This is a genomic window from Polaribacter sp. SA4-10 (genome assembly GCF_002163835.1).
Taxonomy (GTDB): domain Bacteria; phylum Bacteroidota; class Bacteroidia; order Flavobacteriales; family Flavobacteriaceae; genus Polaribacter.
In genome coordinates, this window is record NZ_CP019331.1 from 3367373 (window position 1) to 3382154 (window position 14782).

7 protein-coding genes are annotated in these 14782 nt (G+C 30.1%); 2 read left to right on the forward strand and 5 right to left on the reverse strand.

Annotation, left to right across the window (positions count from 1 at the left end; all coding sequences use genetic code 11):
• Positions 1-107 precede the first annotated feature (107 nt).
• The gene (gyrA, locus tag BTO04_RS14825; protein ID WP_087565236.1) at positions 108-2636 is read left to right on the forward strand and encodes a DNA gyrase subunit A; all 2529 of its coding nucleotides are present in this window, start codon (positions 108-110) and stop codon (positions 2634-2636) included.
• A gap of 22 nt (positions 2637-2658) precedes the next feature.
• Entirely contained in the window at positions 2659-3903 is a 1245-nt protein-coding gene (locus BTO04_RS14830) for a tetratricopeptide repeat protein (protein WP_087565440.1), read from the forward strand.
• 109 nt (positions 3904-4012) lie between these two features.
• Here BTO04_RS14830 and BTO04_RS14835 read toward each other — a convergent pair whose 3' ends face one another.
• The 5 genes from BTO04_RS14835 to BTO04_RS14855 form a co-directional block, all read right to left on the reverse strand.
• Positions 4013-5197, reverse strand: a complete 1185-nt coding sequence (locus BTO04_RS14835; protein ID WP_087565237.1) for an acetate/propionate family kinase — start codon at positions 5195-5197, stop codon at positions 4013-4015.
• 1 nt (position 5198) lies between these two features.
• Entirely contained in the window at positions 5199-7292 is a 2094-nt protein-coding gene (gene pta, locus BTO04_RS14840; protein WP_087565238.1) for a phosphate acetyltransferase, read from the reverse strand.
• Positions 7293-7373: 81 nt separating this feature from the next.
• Positions 7374-8450, reverse strand: a complete 1077-nt coding sequence (locus tag BTO04_RS14845) for a hypothetical protein (RefSeq protein ID WP_157662480.1) — start codon at positions 8448-8450, stop codon at positions 7374-7376.
• Positions 8451-8460: 10 nt separating this feature from the next.
• A complete protein-coding gene (locus BTO04_RS14850) occupies positions 8461-10089 on the reverse strand; it encodes an acyl-CoA carboxylase subunit beta (protein ID WP_087565240.1) in 1629 nt (542 codons plus the stop codon).
• A gap of 118 nt (positions 10090-10207) precedes the next feature.
• A complete protein-coding gene (locus BTO04_RS14855) occupies positions 10208-14671 on the reverse strand; it encodes a T9SS type B sorting domain-containing protein (protein WP_087565241.1) in 4464 nt (1487 codons plus the stop codon).
• Positions 14672-14782: the final 111 nt, after the last annotated feature.

The following is a 14782-nucleotide window of genomic DNA, read 5'->3' on the forward strand; positions in this document are numbered from 1 at the left end:
GTTGATAACTCTAATCAATTCAGTTCTTTAAAACCTTTGTATATACTACAATAAATGGTATCTTGCCTTGTTTTAAAAAAGTGACTAAATTCTAATAGAAAATATATATGACAGACGGAGAAAAGTTAATTCCGATTAACATTGAGGATCAGATGAAAGCTGCTTACATCGATTACTCGATGTCAGTAATAGTTTCGAGAGCATTGCCAGATGTAAGAGATGGCTTAAAACCCGTTCATAGAAGGGTTTTATATGGAATGCACGAATTAGGAATTAAAGCGACTGGGTCTTATAAAAAGTCAGCAAGAATTGTTGGGGAAGTTTTAGGTAAGTTTCACCCACATGGTGATACTTCTGTTTACGACTCAATGGTTAGAATGGCACAACACTGGAGTGTGCGTTATATGATGGTAGATGGTCAAGGGAATTTTGGTTCTGTAGATGGAGATTCGCCAGCAGCAATGCGTTATACTGAGGTTAGAATGCAGAAGATATCGGAAGATATGTTAGCAGATATTGAAAAAGATACGGTAGATCATCGTTTAAATTTTGATGATACGTTACAAGAACCAACCGTTTTACCAACTCGTATTCCTAATTTATTAGTTAACGGAGCTTCTGGTATTGCAGTAGGTATGGCTACTAATATGGCACCACATAACTTAACAGAAGTTATTAATGGTACCATGGCTTATATTGATAATAGAGATATTGAGATTGATGAGTTAATGCAACACATAAAAGCACCAGATTTTCCTACAGGAGGAATTATTTATGGTTATGATGGTGTTAAAGATGCTTTTCATACAGGTCGTGGACGTATTGTAATGCGTGCTAAAGCTGTTATAGAGGAAGTTAAGGGACGTGAGTGTATTATTGTTACTGAGATTCCTTACCAAGTAAACAAAGCAGAAATGATTAAAAAAACTGCTGAACTTGTAAATGATAAGAAAATAGAAGGTATTTCTAATATTAGAGATGAATCTGATAGAAACGGAATGCGTATTGTATATATTTTAAAACGTGATGCAATTCCTAATATCGTTTTAAATAAATTATTTAAATACACACAATTACAAACTTCTTTTAGTGTAAATAATATTGCATTAGTAAAAGGAAGACCAGAGCAATTAAACTTAAAGCAATTAATTCATTATTTTGTTGAGCATAGACATGAAGTTATTGTTCGTAGAACAGAGTTTGATCTTAAGAAAGCGGAAGCAAGAGCTCATATTTTAGAAGGATTAATTATTGCATCTGATAATATTGATGAAGTAATAAAAATTATTAGAGCTTCTAATAATGCGGATGAAGCAAGAGAAAGTTTAATGGAGCGCTTTGAGTTAACTGAGATTCAAGCAAAAGCAATTGTAGAAATGCGTTTGCGTCAATTAACAGGGTTAGAGCAAGATAAATTACGTGCAGAGTTTGATGCAATTATGTTAACAATTATCGACTTAAAAGATATTCTTGCAAACGAACCAAGACGTTACGAAATTATAAAAGAAGAATTACTTCATATTAAAGATAAATATGGTGATGACCGTAGATCTGTAATAGAATATGCAGGTGGAGATATGAGTATTGAAGATATGATACCTGATACGAAAGTTGTGGTTACAATCTCTAATGCAGGATATTTAAAACGTACAAACCTTGAAGAATATAAAGTTCAGAATAGAGGAGGAAGAGGTCAAAAAGGAGCAACAACTAGAAATGAAGATTTCTTAGAGCACTTGTTTGTAGGTACAAATCATCAATATATGATGTTCTTTACGCAAAAAGGAAAAGTATTCTGGATGCGTGTTTATGAAATTCCTGAAGGTGGTAAAAATACCAAAGGTAGAGCAATGCAAAACCTTATTAATATAGAACAAGATGATAAAGTAAAAGCATTCTTAGTAACTCAAGATTTAAAAGACGAAGAATATATTAATAGTCATTTTGTGATTATGGCAACTAAAAAAGGGCAAGTTAAAAAGACCTCTTTAGAGCAATATTCTCGTCCAAGAACAAATGGTATTAATGCAATTACTATTAAAGAAGGAGATGAGTTATTAGAAGCAAAACTTACAACGGGAGATAGTCAAGTAATGTTAGCTTTAAAATCGGGTAAGTCTATTCGATTTGAAGAAGCTAAAACACGTCCTATGGGAAGAACTGCTTCAGGTGTAAGAGGTATTACTTTGCAGCATGATAAAGATGAGGTAATTGGAATGGTTGCTGTAAATGACATGGATAGTAATATTTTAGTGGTTTCTGAAAAAGGATATGGAAAACGTTCTAAATTGGAAGACTACAGGATTACAAATAGAGGTGGTAAAGGTGTTAAAACTTTAAATATTTCTGAAAAAACGGGTGGTTTAGTAGCAATTAAAAATGTAGATGATTCTAATGATTTAATGATTATAAATAAATCTGGATTAACAATTAGAATGGCTGTTGAAGATTTAAGAGTTATGGGACGTGCAACTCAAGGTGTTAAATTGATTAACATTAAAGATTCAGATAGTATTGCTGCAGTTGCAAAAGTGATGCATGAGGAAGACGTTGTTGAAGAAGAAGATGTTGAGGGGTTAGAAAATGGCACGGAAATTGAAAATGACTCAGATGAAAATCAAGAAAATCAAGAATAACAATAAATTAATAATTAGTAAAATGAAAAATCAAATATTAGCGTTAACAATAGGACTATTATCTATTGCCTCTTTTGCGCAAAAGAACGAACTAAAAGCAGTAGAAAAGGCGATTAAAAAAGAGATGTTTAAAGAAGCGAAAGCTACGATAGCTACTTTAGAACCTACTGAAGATTCAATGGATTCAAAATACAAAGCAAAGTATTACTTTTTAAAAGGATCTGCATATGGTACATCAGATGTTGCAAAAGCATCAGATGCTTATAATAAATTAGTTGAATACGAAAAAGAAACAGGTAAACTAAAATATACTAAGTTAGCAAAACCTAAATTAAACGAGCTAGTACAATATGTTTCTAATAAAGCGATAGAGGAGTATAATAATAAGAACTATAAAAATGCAACTAATAATTTTTATTTAACTTATAAATTAAGTCCTGCAGATACTACGTATTTATATAATGCTGCTATTAGTGCTTCTTTAGCAAAAGAATATGATACTTCATTAGAATATTATAATGAGTTAAAAAAGATTGGCTATACAGGAATCACAACTCAATATTTTGCTATTGACAAAGAAACTGGTAAAGTAGAAAATTTAGGGTCTAAAGGGAATAGAGATTTAATGCTTAAAACGGGTCAATATACCACTCCTACTCAAAAAACTTCTGAATCAAAACAAGGTGATATTGTTAAAAATATTGGATTTATTTTAGTGAATCAAGGTAAAACAGAAGAAGCTATTGTTGCATTACAAGAAGCTAGAAGAGCCAATCCTAAAGATTTGAATTTATTATTGAATGAAGCTCAAATGTATATTAAGTTAGAACAGATGGATAAGTTTGGTGAACTGATGCAAGAAGCAGTAAAATTAGATCCAAATAATCCAACATTATTTTTTAATTTAGGAGTTGTTAATGCGGGGCAAAATAAAATAGAAGAAGCTATTGGTTTTTATGAAAAAGCAATTGCATTAAAACCAGATTATGGTGATGCTTATATGAATTTAGCAGTTGTTATTTTAAGTGGAGAAAAAGCAATTATTGAAAAAATGAATAAAAACTTAAGTAATAATAAGATATATACTAAGTTAGAAAAAGAGCAAAAAGCACTATATAAAAAAGCACTTCCTTATTTAGAAAAAGCTGATAATATTGTTAGAACTGTAGATACAGTAAGAGGGCTTTTAAATATTTATGATAGATTAGAAATGGAATCTAAAGCGAGTGCTTTAAGACCTATTTATAATGAGATGAGAAACAATTAAAACCCTATTAGGACGAGACAAATTGCCTATAAAAAAACCTCAAGATATATCTTGAGGTTTTTTTTTGATTTTTTTTCAGAATTATTTAGAAGATAAATTATTGTTTTATTTAAGTAAGTAATTTGTAAGACTGTTTTGCTATCTCAATTTCTTCATTTGTAGGAATAATTAAAATTTTAACCTTCCCGTTTTCTTTTTGAATTTCTCTACTATCTTTTGAACGAATTTCATTCTTATGGTTATCTAAATCGATACCTAAGAAATCTAAATTTTTACAAACTAATTTTCTCATTAAACTTGAGTTTTCTCCAATTCCTGCAGTAAAAACAATAGCGTCTAAACCATTTAAAGCTGCTGTATAAGAACCAATATATTTTTTAATTCTGTAGGCTGCTAAATCTAATCCATTTTGACAATTTACATCTCCATTATTTGCTTTTTCAGAAATTTCTCTTAAATCAGAAAAACCAGTTAAACCTTTCATTCCTGATTCTTTTTGAAGTAAGTTATTAACTTCCTCTGCAGATTTATTAAATTTTTTCATTAAAAAGAAAATGATAGAATGATCTATATCTCCAGATCGAGTTCCCATAATTAAACCATTAGCGGGTCCTAAACCTAAAGAAGTATCAATAGATTTTCCGTCTTTTATTGCAGCTATACTACAGCCATTTCCTAAATGGATTGTAATAATATTTTTAGCGTCTTTTCCTAAATATTCGATTGCTTTTTCTGAAACGTATTTATGACTTGTTCCATGAAAACCATACGCTCTAATATCATGCTTTTCTAAATATTCATTCGGAATTGCATATTGATATGCTTTTTTAGGCATTGTTTGATGAAATGCGGTATCAAAAATTGCAATTTGTTTTGCTGATGTAAAAATAGTTTCAGCAATTTCTATACCGGTTAAATTTGCAGGATTGTGCAGCGGAGCCAAATCAAATAAATCTCTAATACTATCTTTTACTTCTTGGGTAACTTCAACTGTGCTGTTAAACTTGCTTCCTCCATGAACAACTCTATGGCCAACTGCAGTTATTTCATCAACAGAACTAATAACACCTAAGTTTTTATCCATTAAAGTTTTTGCAACTTTTTTTAAACCAATTTCATGATTTAAAATTGGTAAAACTTCAGAATGTTTCTCTTCCTCTTTTTCATGTGTGAAAATAGCATCTTCCATACCAATTCTTTCAATAATACCTACACATTTAACTGTTTGAGAGGGCATTTCTATTAATTGGTACTTTAATGATGAGGAACCCGCATTTAAAACTAAAATATTCATATTATCCTTGATGTGCTTGGATTGCGGTTAATAAAACCGTATTAAAAATATCATCTACGGTACAACCTCTACTTAAATCGTTTACGGGTTTATTTAAACCTTGTAACATTGGACCAATTGCTAAAGATCCTGTTTCTCTTTGTATTGCTTTATACGTATTATTTCCCGTATTTAAATCTGGAAAAATTAAAACAGATGCTTGTCCTGCTACTTCTGAATCTGGCATTTTTGTTTTTGCAACAGACATATCTACAGCGGCATCATATTGAATTGGACCTTCAATTTTTAATTCTGGACGTAATCTTTTTACAATTTCTGTAGCTTTTCTAACTTTTTCTACTTCTTCTCCTTTTCCTGAACTTCCAGAAGAATAAGAAAGCATTGCAATTTTTGCTTCTATACCAAACGCTTCTGCGGATGCTGCCGAAGAAATTGCAATTTCTGCTAATTGTTCTGCATTTGGATTTGGATTTACAGCACAATCTCCCATTACAGAAACTCTATCTGATAAACACATAAAAAATACAGATGAAACTACAGAAACTCCTGGTTTTGTTTTAATTAATTGTAATGAAGGTTTTATTGTGTGCATTGTTGTATGTACAGCACCTGAAACCATTCCGTCTGCTAAACCATTTAGAATCATCAACGTACCGTAGTAAGAAACATCGTGAATTAAATCACATGCTGTAGTTTCAGTCATGCCTTTGTGCTTACGCGCTTCGTACAATGTTTTTGCAAAATCATCATTATGAATAGAGTTTGCAGGATTTAAAATGTTTACTTTGTTTAAATCTAATTGTGTTCCAATTTGATCACATTTTAACTGTATTGCTTTTCTATCACCCAGTAAAGTTAAATCAACAATATTTAATAACTGTAAACGAGCAGCAGCTCTAATAATTCTTTCATCATCTCCTTCTGGTAGCACAATATGTTTTCTATGCGCTTTTGCTTTCTGTAAGATGTTGTATTGAAACATACTTGGTGTTAACTTAACAGAGTTGTAGGATGTAAGTGTATTTGTTAAGCCTTCTGCATTCACATACGTATCAAATGTATCTAGAGATAATAATATTTTTTTGTTGTGCGTTGCGTAAATTTTAGATTTTATGGCGCCAATTTTATTTGAAACATCAAAAGTTCCTCCATCAACAGAAATAATAGGAACTGTGGATTGAACGCCTTCAATTAGTTTTAAGATAGCTTCTTCTGGCATTATTGAACCCGTTAAAATTATACCTGCAATTTTTGGGTAATTTGTAGATGCATTTGCTTGTAATGCTCCAAGAATAAGGTCTGCTCTATCTCCAGGAGTTATAATTAAAGCATTTTTTTTAATTCTAGTTAAATAATTACGCAGTTGCATTGCACCCGTACTATAACTTCCAATAGCATTGTCTAAAAATTGTTCTCCAAAAATTATTTTTCCTTCTAAAGCTTCAACAACTTCTCTAACTGTTGGGTTTGCTAAGAAATCTACCTTTGGAATAATATCAATTTGAATATTCTTAGGAATTATTTTTTTTAATTCTTTTCCTATATAGTCAACTTCATCTGCTTCAATTTTGTTAGCGATTAAACCAATAACGTCTACTTCTTTTTCAATAAAAGACTTGTATGATAATTGCATGGTATTAATAAAATCCTTTTTGGTTTTATTATTTCCAGAACCAACAATTAGAACAGGAATACCAAGGTTTTTGGCAATCATTAAGTTTACATCTAGTTCTGTAAATCCTCCTTGGCCAGAGAAATCACTTCCTTCAACTAAAACATAATCATATTTTGCTTCTAGTTTTTTGTATTTAGCAATAATTGTATGAATTACATCCTCTTCCTTTCCTTCACTTAAAAGTTCTATAACTTCATTTTGTGTATAGGTAAAACAATCATCATAATCAATATCAAGCTTAAAGAAATTAATGGCAGTATTTATATGGTTGTCATAGTTACTGTTTTTTACTTTGTTAATTATAGGTCTAAAATAACCTACTTTAGAAGACTTGGTGAGCATCATTCTTAAGAGACCTAACGATACCAGGGACTTACCACTGTCTGATTCTACAGTGGTAATGAAAATAGCTTTACTCATTTCTTAATTTATTATCGGGCAAAACTACAGTATATGAAAATTAATATTTATGATATTAATCATTAATTATTTATAAGATGATTAATAAATATGTGTAAACTTCATTTTGCCACCATTTTTTATAACTTCTTTTGCTTTTTTATGGTTTTCTTCAAAAGTTTTTAAATCTGTAAATTTACAAATACCATAAGAGTAATGGTATTTAATAATTTCTAAATCCTTTTCTGTTAGTTTTTTGTTGCTTGAGTAGCATTCAGAAAAAATGTTGTTACATGGTAGTTTTGATGTTGGAAAAAAGCGTCCTAATGTTTGATAAAAATTTTGAATTAAAATATTAGCATTTTCTTTTTTATCAATTGTACCATTCTGTATTAGGTTTATCTCTAGTTTGGCATCATAGATTCTTCCTTTACTCCAGTTTATATAATAGTTTATATATTTGTTCTCCCTTATGTTTTTAGAGTATTTTACTGAACTTATATTATTAATTTGATAAATTATATAATTAGATTTATTAATATTTTTAACAAAATAAATTTTTAAAGAATCGATACTCGATAATTTTTTTACTTCCTTTTTTATTGCTTTCTTATAATAATTATTTAAACCAGGAGCGAAATAAATCTTTAAGGGTTTTTCCCATAATCGCATAAATTCTTTTTTTCCTCTGCGAATATTACCTAAAGAATTATATTTTTTATAAACAACATCTTTATATGTTTCTAAAAAAGTAGAATCTTTTTGTTCGTAGGGAACGGAAATTCTTTTTTGATTTTTATAAAAGTCTTTATTGCTAATAAGTATTAATGTGTCATTCTTTTTGAACTTGAAATTAATAGTATCTTGTTTAGTTATGGCTTCTTTGTGTCGTTTTTTGTATTGCCATAAAGGCATATAAGATCTCGTTTTATGTTCAAAAGAAATGTCTTTTATTCTTGAAGCTTTTCTTCTGAATTTTTTAAAGTTTTTAACGAGTATTAGTGTGTCTCCATCAATGATTTTAATTTTTGCAGAATCATTAACTGTTATTTTCTTTTTGAAAATTTTCTTGTAAAACTTTAACTTTATATAGGTTGTGTCTCGACTTGAATTATTTTTTTGAGCGAAAGAAGCAAGGGTGTATAAAATTAAAAAAGTAATACTTATTTTTTTTTTCATAGCATTTTTTTTAAACTTGTAAAACACCCATATTAAATTTCTTTTCAATAGGAGCGTGGTTTGCGGCTTCAATTCCCATAGAAATCCAAGTTCTTGTATCTAAAGGATTAATAACAGCATCTGTCCAAATTCTTGCAGCAGCATAATATGGAGAAATCTGTTTGTCATAACGTGATTTTATTTTATCAAATAATTCAGCTTCTTTTTCTGGAGTTATTTCTTCGCCACGTTTTTTAAGTGATGCAGTTTCTATTTGTAATAAAACTTTTGCAGCAGAATTACCACTCATAACTGCTAATTCAGCACTTGGCCAAGCAACAATTAATCTTGGGTCATACGCTTTACCACACATTGCATAATTTCCTGCTCCGTAAGAATTACCAATAACAATTGTAAATTTTGGAACGACAGAATTACTTACTGCATTTACCATTTTTGCTCCGTCTTTTATAATTCCTCCGTGTTCAGATTTACTACCAACCATAAAACCAGTAACATCTTGTAAGAAAACTAAAGGAATTTTTTTCTGATTGCAATTGGCTATAAATCTGGTGGATTTATCAGCAGAATCATTATAAATTACTCCACCAAATTGCATTTCTCCTTTTTTAGTTTTTACTAATTTTCGTTGATTTGCAACAATACCAACTGCCCAACCGTCTATTCTAGCATAACCAGTTAAAATGGTTTGTCCGTAACCTTCTTTGTATTGTTCAAATTCTGAATTATCAACCAAACGCTTTATGATTTCTAACATATCATATTGAGCATTTCTTTCTTTTGGTATAATTCCAAAAATATCGTCTTCGTTTTCTTTTGGAGGAAAAGCTTCCGTTTTACTAAAACCAGCTTTGTCATAATCCCCAATTTTATCAACAATAAATTTTATTTTATCAAGTGCATCTTTATCATCTTTAGCTTTGTAATCTATCACACCAGAAATTTCACAGTGTGTAGTTGCACCTCCTAAAGTTTCATTGTCTATAGACTCTCCAATAGCAGCTTTTACTAAGTAACTTCCGGCAAGAAAAATACTCCCAGTTTTGTCTACAATGATCGCTTCGTCACTCATAATTGGTAAATAAGCACCACCAGCAACACAACTTCCCATAACAGCAGAAATTTGTGTAATTCCCATGCTACTCATTATTGCGTTATTTCTAAAAATTCGCCCAAAATGTTCTTTATCTGGAAAAATTTCATCTTGCAGCGGTAAATATACTCCAGCGGAATCAACTAAATAAATAATTGGAATTTTATTTTCTATGGATATTTCTTGTGCGCGTAAGTTCTTTTTTCCTGTAATAGGAAACCAAGCTCCAGCTTTTACAGTAGCATCGTTAGCAACAACAATGCATTGTTTTCCTTTAACATAACCAATTTTCACTACAACGCCACCAGAAGGACAACCTCCATGTTCAGCATACATATCTTCACCAGCAAAAGCACCAATTTCTATAGATTTAGAATTATTATCTAGCAGATAATCAACTCTTTCTCTTGCTGTCATTTTGCCTTTTTCATGATGTTTATCAATTCTTTTTTGACCACCACCCAATTTTACTTTGGCAAATCTTTTACGCAAATCTGAGACTAAAAGTTTATTGTAATCTTCGTTTTTATTGAAGTTGATATCCATGGTAATGTGTTTCTTAGTTTTGGGCTAAATTAAGAAATATTCTTTTGAATGAAATCATAAAAAAAGCAGAAATAAGCGAAAATAAATTATCTCTGCTTCCCGTTTTTAAAAGTAATATTTATTTTCTCAAAAGAGAGAAATGTCCTTTTTTAAGTATTGGATATTTACTAGTATCTGCGGGAATTAATTGAATATTAAACCAATAGTCATCAGAAGGAAGTGTTTTTCCGTTAAAAGTTCCGTTCCAACCTTGGCTATCAATTGGTACTTGAGCCATCAACTTTCCAAACCTATTAAAGATGTTAATGCTACTATTAGGGTAAAATGTTTTGTTAGCTCCTTTAATTACCCAAGTATCATTCTTTCCATCACCATTTGGCGTAAAGAATTTTGGAAACTGAATTACAGATATTTGTAATTCCGCATCAGGAGAACAACCCTTTTTATCATTTACAATAATGGTATAAATTCCACCTTCTAAGTTCTCAAAAAGGGGGGCTTTTTGAAAACCAATAAAAGGGATTCTTTCATTGTTATCATCATTTCTTACTGCAAATTGATAATCTCCAAGACCTAAATTGTTGTTTGTTGTAGCTATACTTATAGAAATAGTATTAGTACTACCAATATTATTAGATTCATCAATAATAGTAATAAAACGTTCATTTAAAGTTGCAGGATTGGATTCGTCTACAACAATGGTTTCTAATTTTGTACAATTTGTACCATTTGTGGTCGTTGCAGTAACTGTGTAATTTCCTCCATTAGTAATGTCTACATTATCACTTGTACTTATAATATTTCCACTTAAATCTTTCCATTGATAAGTGTAAATATCGCTTGGGTTTTCTACAGAAATATTTAAAGGTAAATTATTTAAACAGATTACTTGTGGAGTAGTAACTGTAAAATTTGGAAGTGGATTTACAATAACATCAAAAGTAGCGTCATCATTTACACAAGAAGTTGCTTTGTTTTGAATTCTTACAAAAATTGTTTCTGTAGGGTTTGTATTTGTATAAGGTGATAAAAGAGGTGTGTTTCCAGAAATTGCATCATCTTGATTTTCATGAAAAGTAACCTTAAAATCATCAGGATCTTGAGTTGTTCCAAGAATACTAGGAATTTGCCCCTCTAAATCTATGTTTTGAATAATTCCATTTGTATCATCATCGTCTAAATCATCATCACAATAAGAAAGATTAGAAATAGGTTCAAAAAGAGGTTCTGAATTTACAATAACATCAAATTGTGAAATTCCATTTGCACACGTTGTATTTGAATTATAGACACGAACATAAATGGTTTGTATATCTGGTTTTGTGTTGCTAAAAGGAGATACTAAAGGGCTTATCCCATTTTGAGCATCATTTAAATCACGATGATAAGTAACCGTAAATAGGCTTTTGTTTTGAGTTCCTAAAATAGCATCTGATTGAGATTCTAAATCAAAAGATTGGGAAAACCCATTTCTTGCAGAACCATCAGAATTATCATCACAAATTTCTAAATCTTGAACAAAATTAGCAATTGGTATAGGGTTTACCACCAAATTAAATGTTGTGTGATCTGTAAAACAATTTGTAGTCGTATTGGTAACTCTTACATAAATAGTTTGAGAATCTTTAACAGTATTTTCATAAGGGGAAGTAAGTGCATTGTTACCTGAGTTTGCATTTGCTGCAGAATCATGATATGTTACAGAAAAATCTGCACTAATTGTATTCGTTTGATTTTCTAAATTAAAATTTTGTACAATTCCGTTAGTTCCATTACCATCATTTGCATTATCACATAATTCTAAATCTGATACAGGATTTGCAATAGGAACCGAGTTTATTTGTAAGTAAAACTGTCCTAAACCTTGGCAGTTATTATTTATTGTACTTATTATTTTGTAATATATTGGGAATTTAATTCCTTCTGGAATAGTGTTAATATCAATTTTAGTAATATCATTTCTATAATTAGTTATGTCAATTTCGTTTAAAGAATTATTTCTGTCATCAAAATTTTCAAAGAAAAACACTTCTGTATTTGTAGGCGGGTTTATTTTAGTTACAATTGCGGCTTTATCAAGATAAAAATTAGTAATGTTGTCTGTGTCATCATTTGAACCTGGTGTGTTATTTCCATCAGTATCTAAAAAATCATCACAAACAGGTGTTTGAGTGTCATTATAATCATTGTCATTAGTTTGAGCAACATTTAATTTTAATTCAACAATATCTCTAACACAATCTTGATTGGAAGTTACAATAACATACACAGATTGAGGTGTGTTTACTTTTACAGGATAAGAAGTTATATCTGTAATTTTATTTAAGCCAGCAGCATCTTCAAAATATTCGAAAGTAACATCAGCTGTTTCAGAGATGTTAATTTCTGCAGTAGTTAAATTTACTGTTGGATTTGTGTTATTTACACTAACACATTGATCTAACTCTGCAGGATTTGATTTTATTACAGGTAAAGGGTCTACAATTAAATCTAAAGTTTTACCAGCATCATAACAACCAAAGTTATCTTTGTTTTCTACTCTAATAAATACTGTTTGAGAGTTTGTTACAGAATGATTTGAATCTTTTGTAATTATTGTTGCAACATCATTAATTTCTGCACCATTTTGAGTTGTGTGATAACTAACATTATATTGAGTTGCTTCTAATGCTCCTAAAATTTCAGCATCTTTAGTGTTTAATAAAAATGTATTTATTATTCCATCTGTATCGTTTGAACTTTCTAAATCGTCACAAGTTCTATAAGGTTCTGGTTGCACAGGAATTGGCAGCCCTGTAATAGCCAACTTAAATTCTGTAATATCAAAACAAGCATTAGGTGCACTTTTATTCTGCACTCTTGCGTAAATTGTTTCTGAACTAAAGGCTGTTGTGTTTGTATAAGGGTTAGGTAAATCATTTGCATCGTCTCCAGAACTAGCATCGTCTATATTTAAAAAATATAAAACATCAAATTTAGAAACGTCTAAACCTGTTAAAATTATATCTTTTAATTTACCTGGAGTATCATCTTGTAAATCAAATGAATTAAAACCATCTCTGTCTAAATCACAAAAAATAATATCATCTGGTTTTGTAGCTGTTGCAGCAGCAAAAACGGCAACATTAAATGTTGCATTATATTCTATGTTATTTCCGCAATCGTCTTCTAAAGTAATTGTTAAATTGTAAATGCCTATATCAGTAGTGTCTATATCTGTAAATTTTAAACTAGATTCAGTTGCTGAAGAAGAAATTGTAGTTTCTGTAGTTCCATCATTAAAAGTCCAAGTGTATAATAGATTTATTCCTGAAATAGATGCTGGAGTTATAACCTTGTCTTGACCAATACAAAATTGTAAGTCTTGATTATTTACGACTGTATTTGTGTCTTCATCTTTTATTTCAATAGGTAATAAGAGAGAAGCGAGGAATGGTGGTAACCCTTGAGTAGTTCTTCCTGTGTTTAAATTAATTGCATCTTTAGTATATATTATATCGTCTCCAGATTTATTTGGGTTTTCAATAACATCTAAAAAATTAGAACCTGGTATTGAAACATATATTTTGCCATTCGGACCTAATTGCAGTGCTCCTCTAAAACCAAATTTATTTATAATTTCTGTTTTACTAGAAGCAACATCTGAGTTTTCTATATCAAATTGAAATATTTTAAAACTACCACTATAACTTGATACATAAAGTTTGTTAGATTGTTGAGAAAAAGCCACCCCATAAGGAGCTTCCCCAGAAAACATTGGAATTAAAACTTGGGAAGAACTTTGGTTAATTTTACCAGAAATATTGTCAAAATCAAACAAAACTAAACTACCATTTATATTATTGCTATTAGAAGCATTATAATCTGCAAATGCAATTTTTTTTCCATTAGGAGATACTTGTAGATACCCCCTTTTATCAGAAGCTGTAAAATTAACTTTACTAGTAACCACATTACTAACGTCAACTCCATTTTCGGTAATTTTGTAACTATAAAAAGTATCATTAACAAAGGATAAAACCCAATAAACATTACAATCATTACCTTTTACCGCAGTAACCTTTTCTGACCAACCAGAACTATTGTCTGTATTTGTAACTGGGTCTTTAGCTAAATTAACAGGTCCGTCAATGATTTCTCCTAAACTATTATTTTTAGACATATCAATAGTATAATAATTGAAACCAGGATTTGGGTTTATACCATTAGGAACAAAGTCAGTACCAACAGTAAATAGATAATATATAGCTGTAGATCCTGGTTTAGGTATAATCATTCCTGATTGAGTACTTGAAGGGTTTCCTTGAAGATTATTTGCCAAACTTCCATCAGAATAGGTCATCAATGTATGGTTTTTACTGAAAACTTTTATTCCATCAGAATAAAATAATAACTCTCCTGAAGGAGAAGAGAAAGAAGAGCATCCTTCTGTGGTATTTAGCTGCCCATTTGTTAAAGCTGTTGGTGGATTTGTACTAAAGTCTAAACCTGCATTTTCTCCAAAATACCAAAAGTTAGCTTCTTTTTGAGAAAATATATTTATTGTAAAAAAAAGGACTAAAAGTGGTAATATTTTTTTCATTTAATAAAGTTTGAATAATAAACATCAAATATATCTAAAAAGAATTAAAAATTTTATTTTTTAACAGACCTAAAAAGGTAAAGTAATTCTAATAAATATAAGATTACTTGT